The organism is Paenibacillus abyssi (assembly GCF_014640295.1).
Lineage (GTDB): Bacteria > Bacillota > Bacilli > Paenibacillales > Paenibacillaceae > Paenibacillus_D > Paenibacillus_D abyssi.
Window position 1 is genome coordinate 149634 of record NZ_BMGR01000008.1, and the last position, 21401, is coordinate 171034.

General features: G+C 49.2%; 20 protein-coding genes and 1 riboswitch. All 20 genes read left to right on the forward strand.

Annotated elements, in window-relative coordinates:
- Nucleotides 1-76: 76 nt before the first annotated feature.
- The 20 genes from IEW11_RS13335 to IEW11_RS13430 all read left to right on the forward strand — a co-directional run bounded on the left by IEW11_RS13335 (nt 77) and on the right by IEW11_RS13430 (nt 21381).
- Nucleotides 77-535: a MarR family winged helix-turn-helix transcriptional regulator gene (locus tag IEW11_RS13335; RefSeq protein ID WP_188531551.1), complete on the forward strand. Its 459-nt coding sequence runs from the start codon at nt 77-79 to the stop codon at nt 533-535.
- 25 nt (nt 536-560) lie between these two features.
- On the forward strand, nt 561-1535 hold the full coding sequence (locus IEW11_RS13340; RefSeq protein ID WP_188531651.1) for a ring-cleaving dioxygenase: 975 nt from the start codon (nt 561-563) through the stop codon (nt 1533-1535).
- 315 nt (nt 1536-1850) lie between these two features.
- On the forward strand, nt 1851-2198 hold the full coding sequence (locus tag IEW11_RS13345) for a Na-translocating system protein MpsC family protein (protein ID WP_188531552.1): 348 nt from the start codon (nt 1851-1853) through the stop codon (nt 2196-2198).
- Between the two features lie 29 nt (nt 2199-2227).
- Nucleotides 2228-2310: riboswitch (cyclic di-GMP riboswitch) on the forward strand.
- 75 nt (nt 2311-2385) lie between these two features.
- The gene (locus tag IEW11_RS13350; RefSeq protein WP_188531553.1) at nt 2386-3975 is read left to right on the forward strand and encodes a methyl-accepting chemotaxis protein; all 1590 of its coding nucleotides are present in this window, start codon (nt 2386-2388) and stop codon (nt 3973-3975) included.
- A 32-nt stretch (nt 3976-4007) separates the two neighbouring features.
- Complete coding sequence (locus tag IEW11_RS13355) at nt 4008-4622, forward strand: sigma-70 family RNA polymerase sigma factor (RefSeq protein ID WP_188531554.1); 615 nt, start codon at nt 4008-4010, stop codon at nt 4620-4622.
- A 24-nt stretch (nt 4623-4646) separates the two neighbouring features.
- Nucleotides 4647-5081, forward strand: coding sequence for a chemotaxis protein CheW (locus IEW11_RS13360; RefSeq protein ID WP_188531555.1), 435 nt, complete (start codon nt 4647-4649; stop codon nt 5079-5081).
- Nucleotides 5082-5085: 4 nt separating this feature from the next.
- Nucleotides 5086-7083 carry a chemotaxis protein CheA gene (locus tag IEW11_RS13365; protein WP_188531556.1) on the forward strand — a complete coding sequence of 666 codons (1998 nt, stop codon included), beginning with the start codon at nt 5086-5088 and terminating at the stop codon, nt 7081-7083.
- A 401-nt stretch (nt 7084-7484) separates the two neighbouring features.
- Nucleotides 7485-8213: an amino acid ABC transporter ATP-binding protein gene (locus tag IEW11_RS13370; protein ID WP_188531557.1), complete on the forward strand. Its 729-nt coding sequence runs from the start codon at nt 7485-7487 to the stop codon at nt 8211-8213.
- Nucleotides 8214-8238: 25 nt separating this feature from the next.
- Entirely contained in the window at nt 8239-9090 is an 852-nt protein-coding gene (locus IEW11_RS13375; protein WP_188531558.1) for an ABC transporter substrate-binding protein, read from the forward strand.
- 74 nt (nt 9091-9164) lie between these two features.
- Entirely contained in the window at nt 9165-9818 is a 654-nt protein-coding gene (locus IEW11_RS13380; protein ID WP_188531559.1) for an amino acid ABC transporter permease, read from the forward strand.
- 14 nt (nt 9819-9832) lie between these two features.
- The gene (locus tag IEW11_RS13385) at nt 9833-10483 is read left to right on the forward strand and encodes an amino acid ABC transporter permease (protein WP_188531560.1); all 651 of its coding nucleotides are present in this window, start codon (nt 9833-9835) and stop codon (nt 10481-10483) included.
- A 20-nt stretch (nt 10484-10503) separates the two neighbouring features.
- The gene (locus IEW11_RS13390) at nt 10504-11268 is read left to right on the forward strand and encodes a TSUP family transporter (RefSeq protein WP_188531652.1); all 765 of its coding nucleotides are present in this window, start codon (nt 10504-10506) and stop codon (nt 11266-11268) included.
- Between the two features lie 87 nt (nt 11269-11355).
- Nucleotides 11356-12615, forward strand: a complete 1260-nt coding sequence (locus IEW11_RS13395; RefSeq protein WP_188531561.1) for a sensor histidine kinase — start codon at nt 11356-11358, stop codon at nt 12613-12615.
- A gap of 7 nt (nt 12616-12622) precedes the next feature.
- Nucleotides 12623-13525 carry a response regulator gene (locus IEW11_RS13400; RefSeq protein ID WP_308422736.1) on the forward strand — a complete coding sequence of 301 codons (903 nt, stop codon included), beginning with the start codon at nt 12623-12625 and terminating at the stop codon, nt 13523-13525.
- A gap of 102 nt (nt 13526-13627) precedes the next feature.
- Nucleotides 13628-14437 (forward strand): EcsC family protein, encoded by an 810-nt coding sequence (locus IEW11_RS13405; RefSeq protein WP_229725251.1) that lies wholly within the window; start codon nt 13628-13630, stop codon nt 14435-14437.
- A 157-nt stretch (nt 14438-14594) separates the two neighbouring features.
- The gene (locus IEW11_RS13410) at nt 14595-15632 is read left to right on the forward strand and encodes a LacI family DNA-binding transcriptional regulator (protein ID WP_188531562.1); all 1038 of its coding nucleotides are present in this window, start codon (nt 14595-14597) and stop codon (nt 15630-15632) included.
- Between the two features lie 208 nt (nt 15633-15840).
- Complete coding sequence (locus IEW11_RS13415) at nt 15841-17181, forward strand: sugar ABC transporter substrate-binding protein (protein ID WP_188531563.1); 1341 nt, start codon at nt 15841-15843, stop codon at nt 17179-17181.
- A gap of 104 nt (nt 17182-17285) precedes the next feature.
- Nucleotides 17286-18188: a carbohydrate ABC transporter permease gene (locus tag IEW11_RS13420; RefSeq protein ID WP_188531564.1), complete on the forward strand. Its 903-nt coding sequence runs from the start codon at nt 17286-17288 to the stop codon at nt 18186-18188.
- Nucleotides 18189-18191: 3 nt separating this feature from the next.
- The gene (locus IEW11_RS13425) at nt 18192-19025 is read left to right on the forward strand and encodes a carbohydrate ABC transporter permease (protein WP_188531565.1); all 834 of its coding nucleotides are present in this window, start codon (nt 18192-18194) and stop codon (nt 19023-19025) included.
- A 16-nt stretch (nt 19026-19041) separates the two neighbouring features.
- Nucleotides 19042-21381 (forward strand): hypothetical protein, encoded by a 2340-nt coding sequence (locus IEW11_RS13430; RefSeq protein WP_188531566.1) that lies wholly within the window; start codon nt 19042-19044, stop codon nt 21379-21381.
- Nucleotides 21382-21401: the final 20 nt, after the last annotated feature.

The following is a 21401-nucleotide window of genomic DNA, read 5'->3' on the forward strand; positions in this document are numbered from 1 at the left end:
TTGCTGGGCGATGATCTTGACTCTTTATCAGTTTAGAGCTAAACTAATAATTATCAAGAGGGATTGAGGTAGACCTATGGAAGAGAACAGAACAAAACCCTTCTTATCGAAGCAAGAGGAACGATTGGGATTGATGGTATGGTACCGTCTGTCGCGAATCTATAACCAGAGTATCCGGGAATCGAATCAGCATTTGAAAAATTGGAACTTATCAGCCGCGCAGTTCGATGTGCTCGTTCAAGTCGGTTCCCACGAACGCCTGACGCAGCAGCAGCTCGCAGATAAACTTTTTGTCACGAAGGGGAATATTACACAACTGCTGAGTAAGCTGGAAGAACTGGGCTGGATCAAGCGTGATCAGGAATGGAAAACGAAGTACCTCTCCTTGACGGAGCAAGGAAGAGCGGTATTCCAAGAGGTTGTCCCCCAGCAGGAACGGTTTCAAGCGGATCAATTCAGCGGATTGAATAAGGATGAGAAAAAACAGCTTCTGGAGCTGCTGAAAAAATTCAAAAGTAAGGGTCAACCAAAATAATGCCAGGAGGTTTATGAACATGGAATTGGAACTGAAAGGAATTCATCACGTATCGGCGATCACTGCACGGGCCCCTGAAAACTTTGATTTTTACACAAAAGTAATGGGTCTTCGCCTCGTCAAGAAAACGGTCAACCAAGATGATACGTCCGTATATCACTTGTTTTATGGAGACGAAAAGGGCAATCCCGGAACCGAACTAACCTTCTTCGAAATTCCGATGTCCGGACAGAACCGCGAAGGCGTAAGCAGCATCTCTGCGTTGTCCCTTCGTGTGGCGAACGATCAAGCGTTACAGTATTGGAAGAGCCGGTTCGAACAATTCAAAGTCGATCATGATGACATTACGGACCGCGGGGGCAGGGCAACGTTAGCGTTCCGGGATTTTGAAGGGCAGCGGCTTATTCTTGTATCGGATGAAAATGACAAGGGCGTACAAGCCGGCAAGCCATGGGATCGAAGTCCGGTTCCTGCAGAGTACGGCATTGTCGGATTAGGGCCGGTTAAATTAACGGTACAACATGCGGAGCCAACCGCGCTTGTATTGACGCAATTAATGGGCTTCCGCCACAGCCGGCAATACCCGTCCCAGGTAGCGGGCCAACCGGATATTGTAGTGTATGAAACCGGTGAAGGAGGGACAGGGGCAGAGGTTCATCTGGAAGAGAGAAACGACCTTCCCCGCGAACAGCTTGGACGCGGCGGTGTTCACCATGTGGCATTCCGCGTGGACAACGAAGACGAATTGCGTAAATGGATCAACCGCATCCGCGAAGCGAGATTCCCGAATTCCGGTTTTGTGGATCGCTTTTACTTCCGATCGCTCTATTTCAGAGAGCCGAACGGCATTCTCTTTGAATTGGCAACCGATGGCCCGGGCTTTGACACGGACGAGGAATTACATTCGCTCGGCGAGTCGTTGGCATTGCCGCCATTCCTTGAGTCGCAAAGAACCCAAATCGAAGCCGGCTTAAAACCATTGAATACAAAGGTTGATTGATTATGAACTTAAGCGTAGGTAATTTATCCTATCGTTGTCAAAGTATTGACACATTAGATATTAAGGATTGGTTAAATTTTACTAGATTGTTTGACAGAGGGGATAACTAATCGTATCATAAAGGACAATATGATGGTGAATAGATCTGGAACGAGGTTTCATTCACTATGGAAGTCTTAATGATCGGATTGGTAAAAGGCATTTCCTAATGTCAGCTATGCATCCATCATAAACCGGCCATATACCAGTTAAGGTAAATGGTTACTTTATGGTGGTCTTTTTTTGAGTCTTGATCCTTGGAGGTAACTAGGTATCATGCAAAAGAAAGAACACTTTTTTAATCAAATGGTGCGTAAGGTTCGAAAAGAACTGTTTGGAAAAGGCCCGGAGGATGTACATACGATATTTGTGGAAAACAAAGTAATTACGACGATGAGAGGGAATTTAACACCGGTAGAAAAGCTCTTGGCACAGACCGAGCAGGGTATGCTAATGGTGCATCAAGCGCGCACAAAGCTTATTCAGGAATATTATGGGCGCCAGGTTCCAGAAGGAATGGAGGAGCTCATCGGATCCAAATTGGTGCGTTTGTTCTCAGACATTCATGTAAAAGACGATGAGGCTGTTTCGGTGTTTGTATTTGAAAAACCGGTCAGGAATTAGTTTCGATAATGGCAGATTTATATATTTCCTATTGATAATGGCAAACTTATCGAAAGGTAAGGACGCAAAGCCACGGGTCTAACGCGCAAGCTATGACAGCCGGGCCGCCAAAAGGGGGGACAAAAGGACCCTTTGGGTCCTTTTTGTGTTGCATAAAAAATCATAGGTAAAGAAGAGGTGTTGGGTTTTGAAATGGTTTTATAATTTGAAAACGGCTGTGAAATTGATTTCTGCATTTTTGACGATTGCCGCATTGTTGGTATTTGTTGGATTCTACGGGTTAAGCAACATGCAGAAGATTAACGACGGTTTGGCTGCTACTTACAATGATCGGCTTGTTCCAATTACCCAGCTCGCGAATGCACAAGTGATGTATCAACAAATCCGCGTCAATATTCGGGATATGAACTTTGTTGCGGTTACGCCTGAACAAAAGAACACTTATGAACTAAACATTCAACAATTGAAAGCAGAAATAGAATCGGAGATGGGCAGTCTCGAAAATGCGAATGTAAATGAACAAACACAGGATTTGCTGGATCAATTTGGACCCGCATGGCAGGCGTACAATGAATATTTGGATGCTGCGATGGCATCGGCCCATGCCGGTGATACGGAGGAATACTTAAGAATCGCCCCTGATTTCCGAAAAGCCGGTGACAATGCTGAAAATATTTTGAAGGATATGATTACGGTAAATGTGACAACCGCGGAGCAAGCGTATGAGGAAGCCAACGCGATGTTCTCTAAATCGCAAACCATTACGGTCATCATTATCATTGGAGCGCTGCTCATCAGTATCGGATTCGGTTATTTTATCTCGCAAATCATTGCGCGGCCTTTAAACCGGGTCGTCGGTCTGGTCAATAACGTAGCGAACGGCGACTTGAGGGAAACGATCCATATCGATTCAAAAGACGAGATCGGACAATTGGCCGGATCCATTAACAACATGATTCAGAGCCTGAGAAATACGGTGAGCGGAATACTGGCTTCATCGGAAAATGTCGCTGCAGCGGCTCAGCAAATATCCGCCAGCACAGAGGAGATCGCCAGCGGCAGCAACAGCCAGGCAAGCGATGCGCAAACGATGAGCGAGCTGTTTACTGAACTGTCCACAGCCATTAATTCAGTTGCCCGGAATGCGGAGGAAGCGGCCGAATTATCCAATAACACGCTCGGAATTGCGCAGGACGGGGGAGTTGTCGTCCGGTCTTCGATTGATGGCATGAATCAGGTCAGTCAGCAGATGGCCAAGCTGGAAGATGATTCGAACAAAATCGGAGAGATTATAGAAGTCATTGACGATATTGCCGAGCAGACAAATCTGCTTGCCCTGAATGCGGCGATCGAGGCGGCACGTGCTGGAGAGAAGGGCCGCGGATTTGCGGTGGTGGCAGATGAAGTGCGCAAGCTTGCTGAACGCAGCAGTGAAGCGACCAAGCAAATTACAGCCATTATTAAAGGCATGCAGCAAAATACGGAAACCACCGTAAAAGCGGTTGGCGAGGGCGTTGCTTCGACCAAAATGACAGGCGAATCGTTCGATCGCATTATTTCCATGATTAATGACTCGACAAGCAAGGTTGCGGAAATTGCCGCTGCCAGCGAACAACAGGCCGCTCAGTCTTCGGAGGTGCTTGTTTCGATCGAGAGTATCTCCGCTACGACGGAAGAGTCTGCGGCGAGCAGCGAGCAAACCGCAGCAACAGCCCAATCCCTGGCCGGGCTTGCAGAAGAATTGAATACAGCTGTATCGAGCTTCAGGATTAAATAAGCATTTCCCTTATTACGATGAGGAGCGGATTTATGACAACAATCATAGAAACGTTAACGGATGAAGAGTTAGTCTTACGGTATATGGAAGGGGAGCAAGAGGCTTTTAACAGCCTCTTGGCTAAATACACGCCGATGATTCATTACTACTGCAGCCGTTTTTTCGCTGGTGGTATGGTAAAAGCGGATTTGTATCAAGAAGGATGTACCGGATTATATATCGCTTTAATGAAATTCGAATCGGATAAAGGAACGTTCCATGCATTTGCAAGGCTGCATATCAGAAATCACATTTTAAACGCAGTAAAGCTGGCAACAAGAAGAAAACATTATTTTTTAAATCACTACATTTCATTTTTTCAAAGAATGGAAGATTCAGGTGCGGAAGAGGGTATGTTCATGGATTTTGTCTCGGATGCGCCGACACCGGAAGAAGCTTATCTAATAAAGGAAGAAACAAGGGAGCATCAGCTTCAGTTAAACCAGGTCGTACGGAATATGTCCCGGATTGAGCTGCAAGTTTTCATGGAGATTATGGACGGAAAGTCGTATAAGGAAGCTGCGGAACACATTAGCGTGAGTCCGAAGGCCGTCGATAACGCGATCAGCAGAATTAAGAAAAAGGCGCTGCATATCCAAGCCAGCTAATAACAAGGGAAGAGGAACAGAAGCATGGAGGTAACGAAGCAGGGTCAATATATCGAGTTTGGGATTAAGAACGAACAATACGCGATTCGAATTCAGGATATCCATGAAATTATCAAAATGCAGGATATTACGCAAATTCCTAACGTGAAGCCTTATGTAAAAGGAGTCATTAATCTTAGAGGAAAGATCGTACCCGTGATCAGCCTGCGGAATTTATTCCATTTCCATGAAGAAGCGTATACGAAGATGACTCGCATCGTGGTCGTTCATCATCAAGAGGATACTGTTGGCATCATTGTCGACCGCGTGAACAAAGTGACGACCTTCTCGGATATTCAGCCTCCTCCGGATCGTGTAGGGGGGATTGACGGCAATTACTTTACAGGGATCGGATTATCGGATAACGGCCTCGCCGGAATCTTAAAGCTGAATGAAGTGTTAGTTCGCGAACAGGAGTGACCGCATGTTATCCGAGTACAGAGAGGTTTTTATGGAAGAGCTGGAGGAACAGCTGCAGCTCATGGATGAAGAAATTTTAAAGCTGGAGCAGTCGGGTGAGTCGGAGCAGGTCATCCAAAGCTTGTTTCGCGCAGCCCATACATTAAAAGGCTCGTCTGCGGTCATGGGTTTTGAGCAAATGAAGCAATTAACCCACGAGATGGAACATCTGATGGAGCAAGTAAGATGCAAGAAGCTAAGGGTAACCAGCCCGCTTATCGATCTTCTGTTTCAGTCGCTGGACTGTCTCAAGCAGTTAAAAAAAGATATTGAGCTTCATGATTACACACGTACCGATATATCCGGCTGCGTCAGGCTGCTTCAAGCGTTTGTCGACCCCGCTCAGCCTGACCCTTCTTCTGTCCTGCCGGAACTAGCGAAACCGCCGCTCCACATGGCTGCCCGGTTAAAGGTGCAGGAAGCGCAGGAGCATGGACTTCAGGTGTTCTGGATCGGTGTGGTGCTTCCAAGTGAGTGCGCGGTCAAGGGAGCTAGAGCCTATGTCATTCAGTCGAATTTGAACGAGTGGGGAGAGGTTCTGCTCGCCGTTCCGGAAGCGGAGGAGATTGATGAGCAGAGCGATGACCTTCTGCAGCTGACATTCCTCTATTCCGGAGATCACAGCCGCCATGAGCTCCAGCATCTCGTTTCTAATTTGGCTGAGGTTGCGCATGTCAACGTGGAGCCTATTGAAGCAGGTGAAACAGAGCTTATCATTGCGCCTTCGGCCATGCAGCCGAGATCGGACAATGATGACTCGCTTCAAACGGGAAAAGCGAAATCCCAGACGATCCGGGTGAGCGTGGAGCGCCTGGATCATCTTATGAATCTGGTAGGCGAGCTGGTGATCGATCAGACCCGCATTCATCAGGTGGAGCGGATGCAAAGCCGGCTTTTCTCCGATGACTCGGTGAATGAGCTGGGCCAAATCTCCGATCATCTTTCCCGCATTATAAGCGATCTGCAGGAAAGTGTCATGAAGGCGAGAATGCTGCCGATCGAGCAGTTGTTTAACCGTTTTCCCCGCATGATCCGGGATTTGTCCCGTGATTTGGGGAAAGAGATCGAGCTTATCATTGAGGGAAAAGATACGGAATTAGACCGGACCTTGATTGAAGAAATTGCCGATCCGCTCGTTCACTTAATCCGTAATGCGGTTGACCATGGGATCGAAACACCTGAACAAAGGGAACGGTCGGGCAAAAGCCGTAAAGGAACCTTGTTAATCAGAGCGGCTCATGAGGACAACCAGGTCGTCATCTATGTGAAGGAAGACGGAACGGGCATCGATCCGGCCAACATGATAAAGGTCGCTTTGCAGAAAGGCCTTATTTCACCGGAAGAGGGGGAGCAGTTAAGCGACAGGGAAGCGATCGAGCTAATCTTCCGTTCCGGATTTTCGACAGCGCATACCGTGAGCGATGTATCCGGGCGGGGCGTGGGAATGGATATCGTCAAAAACCATATCGAAAAGCTGAATGGCATGATCGATATTCAGACTACATTAGGAGAGGGAACTTGTTTTAAGATCAAGCTTCCGTTAACGCTTGCCATCATCGTCGGATTGCTTGTTAAGCTGCATGAGCAAACGTTTATCATCCCAATGAGCAATATCGCCGAAATCGTCAGGGTAACCTTGGATGATATTCAAACCGTACGCGGGCAGTCGGTCATTTTACTGCGCAAACAAGTCATCCCGGTGGCATGGGTGCACGACTATTTGGGCATCCCTAAGCAGAGTAAAGGGAAAAATCACATTTCGTTAGTGATTGTAGGGTCGGCGGAGAAACGGTTGGCGTTGGTGGTTGATGAGCTGATCGGCAATCAGGAGACCGTAATCAAGTCGCTGGGCTCTTACTTGGGGAAAGTGGAAGGGATCGCCGGCGCTACGATATTAGGCGATGGTAAAGTTGCTTTAATCTTAGAAGTATCCGGAATCATTCACAAAATCGGCGGCAGGTAGGAACGGAAGAACGGCCGTAAAGAAGCCTCTCCATTGTTCATGTTTGGTCGTACTTACATGTTAACAGGGAAAGGCTTCTTTTTTTGTTTTTATGAAAGAAAAGGTTACGCCTAAACGAAGCAGATCGAATGATTCTGGAGAAGAACATTCGACTGCGCAGTGAATGCGGTTTACGCGGACTTCACGACTACGTCGGGAAAGCTTGGCGACCGAACAAATCAGCGGTCAAGGATCGATCCTCAAAAGCCGGGGATCGGTTTTTTTTATTAATTTTTTGAAAAAAATGTAGGATTTTATAAGATTACGTAGTTTGGACGTCATAGTTAGTTTAAGCTCAATGTTATATTTCATCACATACAGCTAACAGAAATCTTTGTTTTAGCCTAAGGGGGAGGGGTCCGGTGATCGAATTTCGGCAGGTCGAGAAGCATTACGGAAGCTTTCATGTGCTCAAGGAAATTAATCTCCAGATCGAACAGGGCGAAGTGGTTGTTGTCGTAGGACCGTCAGGTTCGGGCAAGAGTACGCTGCTTCGGTGCATTAATCGTTTGGAAGCGATTTCAAGCGGAGAGCTGACCGTGAACAACAGCAAGGTTAACGACAAGAAAACGGATATCAACAAGCTGAGGCGGGATATCGGCATGGTGTTTCAGCATTTCAACCTGTATCCCCATAAGAAAGTCATCGACAATATTACGTTAGCCCCGATCAAAGTGCTGGGGATGACGAGACAGGAAGCAGAAAAAACGGCCATGTATTTCCTGGAGAAGGTTGGCATTGCGGAAAAGGCCGGCCAGTATCCTTCGCAATTGTCGGGCGGCCAGCAGCAGCGCGTGGCCATTGCCAGGGGACTTGCGATGAAGCCCAAGGTGATGCTGTTCGACGAGCCGACATCCGCGCTTGATCCGGAGATGGTTGGTGAGGTGCTTGATGTCATGAAGGCGCTGGCACGCGAGGGAATGACGATGGTCGTAGTGACCCATGAGATGGGCTTTGCGCGGGAAGTAGCGGACCGGGTCGTATTTATGGATCAGGGGCAAATCATCGAGGAGGCATCGCCAGGTGAATTCTTCTCCAATCCGCGCGAAGAGAGGGCAAAGCTGTTCTTAAACCGGGTTTTAAATCATTAACCAATAGAAGAGAGGGTGTTCTAGGATGAGAAAAAAGTGGATGTCAGTTAGCTTCATGTTGTTCGTTATTTCGGCGTTGGTATTAGCTGCATGCGGGGGAGGAAGCGGTAACGGCAACGGTAACGGCAATTCTGCAGCCGGTGGAGAGTCTGAAGCGGGAGCTTCGCTGCTTGATGAGATCAAAAGCAGGGATAAGCTCGTTGTCGGCGTGAAGTTCGATACGAAGCTGTTCGGCTTGAAGGATCCGGCCAGCGGTGAGGTGGAGGGCTTTGATATTGATATTGCCAAGGCGCTTGCCAAATCCATTCTTGGTGATGAGAACAAGATTGAATTGAAGGAAGTAACCTCCAAAACCCGTATTCCGATGCTCAATAACAATGAGATCGATATGATCATCGCAACGATGACGATTACGGAGGAGCGCCGGGAGCAGGTCGATTTCTCCGAAGTCTACTTCGAAGCGGGACAGTCACTGCTTGTGAAGAAGGGAAGCCCGATTCAAAGCGTGGAAGATGTCACCAGCGGTACGAAGGTTCTGGCTGTAAAGGGCGCCACATCGGTAGATAACATTAAAGAAATCGCTCCGGACGCCACCGTGCTGGAGTTTGAAAATTATCAGGATGCGTTCAGCGCGCTTAAAGCCGGGCAAGGGGACGTGTTAACGACGGATAATTCCATCCTCTACGGCATGATGGCCCAGGATGCCAATTATGAAGTGGTCGGGGAGCCGTTTACCGATGAGCCGTACGGGATTGCGATGAAAAAGGGCGAGACGGCCCTTGTGGAAGCCGTCAATGAAGGGCTTGCAGCACTCAAGTCGAGCGGTGAATACAACACGATCTATGAGAAGTGGATTGGTGAAGCACCGTCCGAATAAGCTTCAACCCAAACATAGGAGGGGTGGCTGCGGCCACCCTTCTTCTGTAGGCCAGAACCGAAAGGGAGATGCATATGCCGGACTTCTCTATTCTTACCGAAAATTTTGATATCTACCTGCACGGGTTCCGCAACACGATCCTGGCCAGCGTCATTGCGCTGCTGGGCAGCTTTGCGATCGGTACGGTCATTGCGGTATTCCGGATTACGCCGATCCGGCCGCTGCGCTGGGCGGGAGCGATGTACGTGGAGTTTATCCGCAACATCCCGCTGCTGCTGGTTGTTTTTGTGTTTTTCTATGGCTTGCCCTCACTGGGAATTACGCTTAGCGGATTCGTATGCGGAACGCTCGGGCTGATGATTTACACGGCCTCGTTTATCGCGGAAGCGATCAGAGCAGGCATTATGTCCGTTCCCAAAGGCCAACTGGAGGCGGCGCAGGCTTCGGGATTAACCTACGTGCAGGCGATGAGGTATGTCGTTCTGCCGCAGGCGATAAAGATCGTCATTCCGCCGCTCAGCAACCAGTCCCTTAATCTCATCAAGAATTCCTCGATACTCGGGGTGTTTGCCGGACTTGACCTGATGTATTTTGGCGACCAGATTGCAAGCCGGACCTATGTCACCTTTGATACGTATATTTTTGTCGCTTTATTTTACCTGGTGCTGACTCTTCCTTTGAGTTATATGGCGCGGCAATTAGAACGCAAACTCGCTAAAAGCGGATAAAAGGAGGGGAAAAGATGGATTTTGCAGGGGCTTTATCACCGGACAATCTAAGGTTTATTCTGGAAGGCTTTTATGTGACGCTTAAAGTGGCTTTTATTTCCATTGTATTAAGCTTTGTACTCGGCTGTCTCGTTGGCACGATCCGTTATGCGAAGATTCCGATTCTGGCGCCGGTCCTGGGCGTCATCGTCGAAATCCTTCGCAATCTGCCGCTGCTGCTGATCATCTTTTTTACGCGGTTTGCTTTGCCGGACATCGGCATTAAACTTGATGTTGTCACATCGGCGATTGTTGCTTTAACCTTATTTGAGGGGGCAATCATCTCGGAAATCGTCCGCAGCGGCTTGAACTCCGTCAACAAGGGGCAGATTGAAGCGTCGAGGTCCTCGGGACTCGGCTACACGCAGACGCTGTGGCATATCGTCATGCCGCAGGGACTTCGCCGTATGGTGCCGCCGCTGGTCAGCCAGTTTATCGCTTTATTGAAAGACACCTCGCTGGCCGTGGTCATTTCGCTGCCGGAGCTGATGAATCATTCGAAGATTGTCATCGCACAAAGCTATGATTTTGTCATCCCTGTCCTGATGGTAGTGGCTTTACTGTATTTCTCGGTTAATTATGCTTTATCATTAATTGCGAGAAGGCTGGAAGCGAAATTCGTGTAATATAAGGGGTCTTCATAATGATGATGCAGCTTAGTCTGGAAATGATGCTTCTTCTCATCGCGGGTGCTTTTTTCGCCGCATTTGTCGACTCCGTTGTAGGCGGCGGCGGCCTGATCTCCGTCCCGCTGCTGCTGGCAACAGGCATGCCGACGACGGATGTTCTGGGTACGAATAAATTGGCAGGTACAATGTCGTCATTGACGAGCACGGTTTCATTTATGCGCTCAGGTTATGTGGATCTCAAAGTGGTGAGAGGATTATTTATATTATCTGCAGGGGGGGCTGTCTTCGGAACGCTGGTGCTGCGGGCCATCCCTTCGGATTTTCTACGGCCGATCGTTGTTGTCATGCTGATCCTCATTACGTTATATACGGTGTTCCGCAAAAATTGGGGGAGTATGTCCACGTTCCGCAGCTTGACGAAGGGATCGGCCTGGCTGATGGGAATGGCTGCTCTCGGGATCGGGTTCTACGACGGATTTTTCGGGCCGGGCACAGGCTCCTTCTTAATCTTTGTCTTTCTGATGCTCGGATTTGATTTTGTGACGGCAGCCGGAAATGCCAAGGTGCTGAACTTTGGCAGCAATATTGCAAGTCTGGTCACCTTTATATTCATCGGGGCGGTCAATTACCAGATCGGCATTCCGATGGGGCTGGCGATGATCTGCGGTTCTCTCCTGGGATCGCGTGTGGCGGTGCGCAAGGGAGCCGCTTATGTGCGTCCGTTATTTATCGCGGTATGCACGCTGCTCATCGGCAAGCAGGTATGGGATCTGCTGCAGTGAAAATGTCTATGAAAATGACCGCGCTTTGATTACAATTATGGTAATTGGAGGTGGGGTCATCTGCCGGGACGTTTCAATCATGAAAAGATGCAATTGGCGCTGCTTGCGATTGTAACGGCGATAGCCGGGGAATTCAAGGTGACGCCCTTCAGCGGTGAACTGTTCCGGATCGGGCTTGGCAGCAGCGCATTTCTGCTCTGCCTGCTTCTGATGAGACAGCTGCCCTATGTGCGTGCAGGAATTATGACGGGAATAACTGTACTTCTCTTCCGGACGACGATGGACAGTATGACGTCATTTGAAACGTTCTCCCTCATTGGAAGCCTGCAGGATCATTTTTCCGCCGCGCTCTATTATATTGCTTTTGCACTAGGCATGAGCTTGATACAAGGCAGATTGTCTGAATTTCATCCGTTTCTGCTCGGCGGCTGTGTGGCATGCATTGATTTTATCTCCAATGAAATCGAGCTGCTGGCCCGCAGCCTTCTGTTTGATTTGACCTACTTTTACACGGGGCAGTGGGTGCTGATCGGAGCGACGGCGGTGGTGCGGAGCTTCTTTGTCGTCGGCTTGTACAGCAGCATCATGATCAGCCAGATGCGGGCTTTGCATCTTGAGCAGCAGAAACGGATGGAGCAGATGCTGAGTGTAAGCTCCGGCTTGTACGGTGAAGTGTTTTATTTAAGAAAATCGATGGATACGATTGAACGGATCACCGCCCAAAGCCATGATTTGTACGGCAAGCTTATGGAAGCGGGCGAGAAAGAAAGCAGCCGCTCCATGCTGCAAATTACGCAGCAGATTCATGAGGTGAAGAAGGATTCCCAGCGGATTCTCGCCGGACTCCTGAAGCTGTTTGACCGTGAGACGGCTTCCGATATGACCCTCTCCGAAATCGTTGATTTTGTTATCAAATCCAACCGCAAGTATGGACAGATGTTGAAGAAAGAGGTTGAATTCGAAAGCTCGGTCGGAACTGATTATGTCACCGCCCATTTTATTCCGTTAATCACGGTGCTGAATAATCTCGTTTCCAATGCCGTGGAAGCGATCGAGAAGAAAGGGAAGGTAGGGGTACGGATCTACGAACAGGGCGGCAAAACGGTCATGACCGTCTCCGACACGGGAATCGGCATTGCGGAGCAGGATAAATCGATGATTTTTGAACCGGGGTTTACGACGAAGTTTAACCAGGACGGATACGCGGCCACGGGAATCGGGTTATCCCATGTGCGTGACATCGTACATTCAACAGGAGGGACGATTTGGCTGCAATCCGCAGAGCGTGCGGGAGAGACCACCTTTGTCGTTGTTTTTTCGACCGATATGTTGAAAAAGGGAGTGTGAGGAACGGGTGCTGTCATTCGGTATTGTAGATGATGATGCGGCGAGCCGGTTGATGCTGCAGAACATCATTGAAAGAGGCGGATTTGGCGAGGTTGTCGCTACTGCGGGCAGCGGCGGCGAAGGCGAACGGGTTGTTCTTGACGTGCAGCCGGACGTCGTGCTGATCGACTTATTGATGCCGGACCAGGACGGCATTGAGACGATCAACCGGTTAAGGCAGCAGGGCTACTGCGGGAAATATATTATGATTTCGCAAATCGAAAATACGAACATGATCGGAAAGGCGTACCGGGCTGGGATCGAGTTCTATATCCGCAAGCCGATCAACCGGGTGGAAGTCGAAGCGCTTTTGACCCGGGTGAACGAGCACTGGAAAATCGGAACGTATTTGAATGAAATTAGGGATTCTCTGGCCAAGCTGAGCAATCTTCATATGGAGCTGGGCAACAGCGCGAGAAAACGGACCGTTCGTGAAATCATTCAACCGATATTGATGGAAATGGGCATAGTCGGAGAGAGCGGCAGCAGGGATATTATTGAAATCATGGAGCATTTGGTTCAGCATCATAAATCGGATACCCTCCCGCCGCTTAAAGAGCTCTATGAGGTGGCCGCACAAGCCGGCAAAGGGCCCGGCTGCGACATGGAGAAGGAAGGGAAAGCGGTTGAACAGCGGATTCGGCGCACGGTCATGAGCGCATTATCCAATCTGTGCAATATCGGATTAACGGATTACAGCAATCCGAAATTTGAGCATTACGCGCCGCTTTATTTTGATTTTCAGGATGTGCGGTTAAAAATGAAGGAAATCGATGAGAACCTGAGGCCGGAAAGGGGAAAAGTTAATATAAAGAAATTTTTGCAGGTGCTTTACTTGGAAGTGCTGGATAAAGTGCGGAGAGAGCCGTAACAATCGGATGGAAAGGTCTGTCCGGCGGGGGAGCTCATTGGCGACTCCCTCGCTTGAACGGAGCGGCAGCTAATATCACATTGCGAAGGATGGTTAACAAGAGTGACAGTTGAATCGAAGGAACAGCTGGAGAATGAGCTGCAGGCAATCAATAAATGGGAACGCGAGCAAAACGGCATGGGGATCTTTGACAAGCTGGGCAGGCTGCCGTTTATGCTGCTTGATAAAATCACGCCGAAGGTTGTACATGAAAAGCTGGGTATGGCTTTGAATGAGCTCGGCAGCTTTATTCAGAGCGGGGGGCAATACCTCATCTCCGAACGTTCGATCCAGGAGCAATTGGCACGGGAAGCGCGTGCTGTCTCCATCCCATTTGTACGGGCATCGGAGCTGCCTCTTGTGACAATGGACAAGGTGGCGGATTCCCTTGTGAGCAGCCGCAGCAAGCTGGCCGCTGTACAGGGGGCGACAACCGGAATTGGCGGCATCTTCACGCTTGCGATCGATATTCCGGCGATCTTGGGTATTTCGCTTAAGGTGCTGCAGGAGCTTTCCGTATGTTACGGCTATGATCCGAAGGAGAAGCAGGAGCGGTTATTTGTGGTGAAATGTCTGCAATTTGCATCCTCCGATATTGTTGGCAAACGTGTCATTCTGGACGAATTAGCCCAGCTGTCAGGGTCTGCCCGAGCGGATCAGGCCATTTCCCAAATCCAGGGCTGGCGCGAGGTTGTGGCCTCTTACCGGGATAACTTCGGTTGGAAAAAACTGTTCCAAATGGTGCCGGTAGCGGGCATGGTCTTTGGTGCATGGATCAACCGGGGCACATTGCAGGATGTAGCCGAAGCGGGAAAAATGCTGTACCGCAAGAGGCGGATTATGGAGCGGCTGGAAAGCCTGGGGAACGATTGATCCGACAATACCAGTTCATTAGCACGGGAAGAAATTATAACTTGTAATTCGATAAAACCCGTGCTAAGATAAAAACAACTTAAACGATTAATCTCTTACGGTAATTATGGAGTTACGTTTACACCAGATTACATGGCGGAAATTCAAAGGAGCGTTTATGATTCGTATTAAAGATATCGCTCAGAAGGCGAATGTATCCACTGCGACGGTATCTTACGTATTAAACGGAACCGGAAGCGTCAGTGAAAAGACACGCATTAAAATTTTAAAAGTGATTGAAGAAATGAATTACCAGCCCAATCATATCGCCAAAAGCCTGAAAATCAAGAAAACCAACACGATCGGGGTTGTGGTGGAGGATGTTACATCATTCCACTCTTCCGAGATCATCGACGGAATTAACGAATACGCCGAGAATCACGGCTTTTCGCTGCTGTTGACGAACATGAGGGTTCTAAAACGTCTGGGACGGGATCTTGAAGACCAGGAGAAGGTCAGGCAGCTGACACCCCCCGCAATGAAGGAAATTTTAAACAAGCAAGTGGACGGTTTGATCTATATCGGCGTTCATACCCGCGATGTAAGCGGAATCATTAATACAGGAACGCTTCCGACGGTATATACGTACTGTTACACTTCCGGTGAAGGTTATTCCGTTAATTACGACGACCACTTGGCAGCTTATGAAGCAACGAAGTATTTAATAGAAGAAGGGCACAGCAAAATCGCGGTCATCAGCGGCCTCTTTAACTCCAATCCCTCAAGGGATCGCTTTAATGGCTATTACCAGGCAGTGAAGGATCACGAGTTGGTTTTCGATCCGAGCTTTATCAAAACCGGGGACTGGGAATTCGAATCCGGTTACACGCTAACGCGTGAGCTGCTGGATGGGACAACCCGTCCCACAGCCATTCTTGCGATGAATGATGTGATGGCGGCCGGCGCGATCAATGCTTGTCTGGAGAGAGGGCTGCATATTCCCGAAGATATCTCCATTATCGGCTTTGATGATCGGGAGTTCAGTTCTTATATTAACCCAAAGCTGACAACCATGAGATTGCCGCTGCATGAGATGGGCATGGAAGCGATCAAATCATTAGTATCGATATTGAATCAAGAAGAAGCTACCGAAAAAAATAAGAAGTTAAAATGCACGCTGATTAAACGCCATACCGTAGGGAAGCCTCGAGAGTGAAAGAGCAGCAAGTAAAGTCATCGATGAAGGCGGTTGCAATCCTGAAGGAGCACAAATGAGCGTGTTTTTTTCAGAAATTTTAATTAATCGATTAAGTTTGAACATGTATACTCTATTGGGAGGGAAGCCTATCGGAATGAACATGCAGCCGTTAAAGGGGAAAGCTTGAAATCAATCGATTATATCACTTGAAAGGGGTCTTTCTACGATGAAAAAAGCAGGGAATCACGTAAAGAATTTTTGGCGTAAATTTGGTCTTACGATGGCGGTATCCGCTTTAGCTGTCGGATTAATTAGCGGATGCTCCGGAGCGAGCTCAAATGGCAATAATGAAAGCGCTTCTTCGAATGCGGGAGGAAATGAAGAAAAGACAATAACGATTGGTGTGGAAACCGGCGGACCTTACACAGAGTTCTACAAGAACTTGGCTCCTGAATTTACAGAGCAAACGGGCATCAGTGTTCAATTTTTGGATGTGCCTCACGATAACATGCACGAGCGATTCATTACGGAAGCGGCGTCGGGTACCGGCGCAATCGATATTTTCCAAACGGACCAGCCGTGGATTTCAGAGTTTGCCGAGATGGGCTTTCTGGAGCCGCTTAACGACCGGTTAACGGATGAGGATATCGCGCAGTTCGTACCGGCAGCTCTGGAAGCGGTATCGTATAATGATCAAATTTTCGGATTGCCGTATCTGGTGCATACACCGGTGCTGTACTACCGGACGGATTTGTTTGAAAAGGCGGGTTTAACAGAGCCGCCAGCAACTTGGGATGAATTCCGCGAATATGCAAAACAGCTGACGGATGAAGCCGGCGGCGTTTACGGAACGATTGTCGAGGGCAAGCAAAGCGGAGAGCCGGTTACGCATCTGATGGACCGATTCTTACAAGCAGGAGGCGGAGTGCTTGACGGAGATAAGGTCGTCGTAGACAGCCCGGCGAACGTTGAGGCATTCAAATTCATGCTGGGCATTCAGCATGAAGACAAGAGCAGCCCGGCCGGTGCGGTAGGTTATGATAACGCGGATGTGCACAACATGTTTATGCAGGGCAAGGCTGCGATGGTTATCAACTGGCCGTATATGTATACGCTTGCCAATGATCCTGGCCAATCCAAAGTAGCCGGCCAATTCGCGGTTGCTCCACAGCCCGCTGGCGCGGAGCATGCAAGCGCAGTATGGAGCTGGGGTTTCGGTATTTCTTCCAGCTCGAAAAATAAAGATGCAGCGATGGAATTTTTGGAGTGGGCGACCAGTACAGATATGATGGAAAAGTTTGGAAAGCATTTCATTAATCCGGTTGTAAAAACAGCTGCGGTAGAAGCATTGAATTCCGATGCCGAGTTATCCGATGCAGATAAGCAAGCGATTGCTACGATGTCAGAGGCAGTAGAGTACGGTAAAAATGTTACGACTACGCCTGTATTCCCAGCCATCCAAAATCGCCTGGCGTTGTCGCTTTCCAAGATCATGACCCAGCAAAGCACGCCGGAAGAAGAACTGAAAGCTGCGCAGAAAGATATCGAGTCGATCGTATCGCAGTAATGCAGCATCCTGGATGACAAGGGACTTGCGCAGGCTCACACTGCAGCGGTCCCTTGCTATCCCTGCAGAGGTCTTACTTAAACAACAGGTTAGGAGGATACAGCATGGCAGTATCCGTGATGAAAAAAGCAGGACGAAACAAACGATCCCGAAGAACCGCAGGTATTTTACTTACTCTGCCTGCCTTGATTGTCATGGCGGCAACGGTGCTTTACCCGATCTTATGGTCGCTGAAGATCAGTGTATTTGAATCGAAGGGCATGATGACGAGCGGCTCATTTGTCGGTCTGGAAAACTATATTAATGTACTGCAATCCAGTCAATTTCAAAGCGCATTATGGAATACATTAGGCTTTGTTTCGGTTACGATCATTGTCGAACTGATTATCGGATTTGCTGTAGCGCTGGTGCTGAACAGGAGCCTGCCGGGCACAAAGTTCTTCCGGGTTCTCTTCACCCTGCCGCTCATGATTGCGCCGGTAGTATCCGGTCTTCAATGGAGATGGCTGTTTGCCGACCAATATGGGGTTATCAACTCTGTGCTCTCGATGATCGGCATTGACGGACCATTGTGGATGGGCAGCGTATGGGGTGCCAGAACCGCTGTTTTAATTGCTAACGTATGGCTCGCTACGCCATTTGTCATTCTGATCTTACTTGCGGCGATGTCGTCACTGTCGGAGGATTTGTACGAAGCGGCACGGCTGGATGGCGCGAATGCAGTGCAGATCTTTACCAATATTACGCTGCCGCTGCTAAAGCCGGCGATTCTGATGATTCTTGTGGTACGCCTGTCTGATGCTTTCCGCGTGTTTGATATTGTCTATATTCTGACGCAGGGCGGCCCTGGCGGTTCCACGGAAGTATTGAGCACTTATATTTATAAAAGCACGTTCACTGGATTGAACTTTGGACAAGGATCAGCTGCATCGTTCCTGGTCATGATTATGATCATGATCATCAGCTTCGGATTGTTCCGTCTCTTGCGGCCGAAGGAGGACAGATAGATCATGATGAAATCCTTTAAACTATCTAACATTCTTTCTTATTTCATTCTTATTGCAATGTCAGCGTTTGTCATTTTCCCGTTCCTATGGACATTTCTGACCTCGATCAAAACGGAAATTCAAATGTTTTCGGTGCCGCCGGTATGGATCCCGGACCCGGTAACCACGCAACATTATTCAGATATTATTGACGAAGGCCAGTTTCAGGCTTTTATGAAGAACAGCTTGACGGTGTCCGGCGTCAGTACATTGATATCCATGCTTGTCAGTATTCCCGCGGCTTACGGCTTTGCCAAATACCGTTACAAATTCAGCGGCCTGCTGTTTGCAACAGTGGTGGCGATCCGGATGTTTCCGCCGATTGTGATGGGCGTTCCGTTCTTCTTGATGATGCGTCAGCTTGGGCTCATTGATACCAATCTAGCCTTGATCATTACGTATTTGCCGCTGCAGCTCACGTTGATTATCTGGATCCTTGAGGGATTTTTCCGCCAGATTCCAAACGAGATTGAAGAAGCAGCCGAGATCGATGGGCTGGGCACCTTTGGCAAGTTCTTGAAAATAGCGGTTCCTCTTTCCATGCCGGCCATCGGCGTTGCTTCAATCTTCAGCTTCCTGGCTGCGTGGAATGAGTTTATGTTTGCCTTGACCCTGACGCGTACCGATGCATCGCAGACGATGCCGATCGGAATCGCCGGTTATGTTACTACGTTCCAAACCTTCTGGGGTAAAATGTCGGCTACCGGCATTTTGTATATCATCCCTGTCATTATCTTCACGATCTTTGCCCAAAAAGGAATGATCAAAGGCTTGACCGCAGGAGCCACTAAAGAATAGAAGAGGAGAATCTCGTATGGGAAATCAATTGATGTTAAACATGCTCGAACAATCATCCGGTTACGCGCCGGAATTTAAATTGCAGGGTACAGCCGGGGGGCTTCGCGTACTTCACGTACCGCAGCCGGCGAGTGTGGAGCTGTGGACGGTAGGCGCATCAAAGGAAGAGATTACCGAGCATGCGGTCATGTATAGTTCGGTAGTGGAGCGTGGAGACGGCTACCTGTGCGAAGCGGAGCTGGCTGCCGGTGAAATAAGCTGCAAGATTATCGATGAATGGGTAAGAACCGCCGATGACACATGGCAGGTTAACCGTAAACTGAGCGTGCTGCAGGGGGCGGAAAAGACCGGCTTCAGGCTGCGGTTCGACGCGGTGACCGCACTTCAGGAGGAAATGGACTTTACGGATTTGCGTTACTTTGCTCCACCGGCGCTTTATGACAAAAATGACTTGGATGAAGACGGTGTGGAGGATTATCTGAGCACGCAGGATTTGATGTACCGTGAAGACCGGTTAAATATGCTGGCCGTTACGGCTTATGACGAGAAACGCAAGGTCAGCATGAGCCTGATGCGTGCCGACCAGCCGGCTTATGATTCGGTGCCTGACCGTCCGGATAAGGAGCGATTATTTCTGCAGCGGACCGATATCGGCAGCTTGGGCGTCTGGACAGCACCGAACGCGGAGAAGCAGATGTCGCTGCGCGCCGCCTATCCGTTCTTCGAGGGGCGCTGTCATGCGCTGTACATGAAGGAAAGGCCGGATTGGGGCTCCTTCTGGCCGGCGGAAACGGGCGAGACGCTTAAGGTATCCTACGCAATCCGTGTGGAAATGAAGGACAAGTTCATCGATGCGATCTGGAGCGCTTATACCCGCAGAATGAAAGACCTGGATTCGACACCGGTTCCGCTGCCTGCCTCGGCTGAAAAGCTGAATGAATACCGGCTCGAAGCGCTTGACCGTTATTATATCGAGAAGGGCGAAGACGAGGATCCGAACATGCCGGCTGGTTATGCGCTGAACTGCCATCCGCAGAACGGCATTCAATTAAGCAATATTATTCAATTCGGATTTACCGGCCAGAACATTCTGAGCGCTTATAATTCGCTGCGTTTTGGACTGGATAACGGAAAAACCGATTATGTGGAGAAAGCGCAAAAGGTTGTCGATTTCTTCGTTAACAAAGCGCATCTGCCTGAGACGGGAATGTTCTATAATCTATACAGTGTGGAGAAAAAAAGCTTCGACTTCTGGTGGACGGGCCTGCTTCTGCCGCTGGCTTATGCCGAAGGTGAAAGACTGGTCGAACTGATGGGGCCGCTGTACGAGCATCGCGAATTTGTCATCAAGGCGTTAAGAGAGAAGCAGGGCTCGTATCTGCGCTGCATGAATGAAGATGTGCATGCGCTGCTGCTCATTTATGCATTTGAAAAATCGCAGGGCCGGGAGAACAAAGAGTGGCTGGAAGCTGCTCGGCGCTACGCGGATTTCCTGCTGAAAACCCAAGAAACGGACGGTTCGTGGTATAGAGCCTATGATATTGACGGCAAAGCGATTACCGATCCACCGATCTGGTTCGGAACAACGATCTATGAGCAAAAATCGTCAACGGCTACATCGGTTCCGCTGCTTGTCGAGCTCTATGAAATCACGGGAGAGGGACGCTACCTGGAAGCTGCTAAGAAAGCCGGACGTTTTGTGCGCGAGACAATCGTCGCCGGCATCAAATTCAATGGCGGCATCCATGACAGCATCTATGCCAAGGGACAATTGATCGATAACGAGAGTATCTATTTCCCGATGATTGCTTTGCTCGCCTTATACAAAGCGACTAAGGATCAATACTTTCTGGAGGGCGCCCACGATGCGGCGAAGCTGAACGCTTCCTGGACTGTACTGTGGGATGTTCCGCTGCCGGAAGAGAGCACGCTGGCAAGGTTCGGCTTCCGCAGTACGGGTATCGGAGCGTGTGATACGCCTGGCGCGGGTTATGTGCATCCGTTTGAGCTGTCCGGCGTGGCGGAAATGGTGGAGATTGCCGGCTTTACCGGTGACAAGGACTTGTTGAAGGTAGCGGAATTGCTGTGGCATGGCTGCAACCAGACGGTAGCTACCCCTGAGAAGGATTGGGGTTATGCGTATACAGGCTTGCAGGAGGAAGGCTACTTAATCAGCTGGTGGGCTTGGGATGACCCGATGTTTGGCGATACCGGATTCGGAAAGCGCTGGAAGGGCGAAGGTAACAAAACCTGCTTCCCATGGATTCCGGCTGTGGCCGTCCATTGCTACTGGAAGCTGTATGATCAGTTCGGCACGGCTGATTTTGCCCTGATCAAAGAAAAGGTCGCTAAATAGAGAAGTAAGGAATTGGGAGT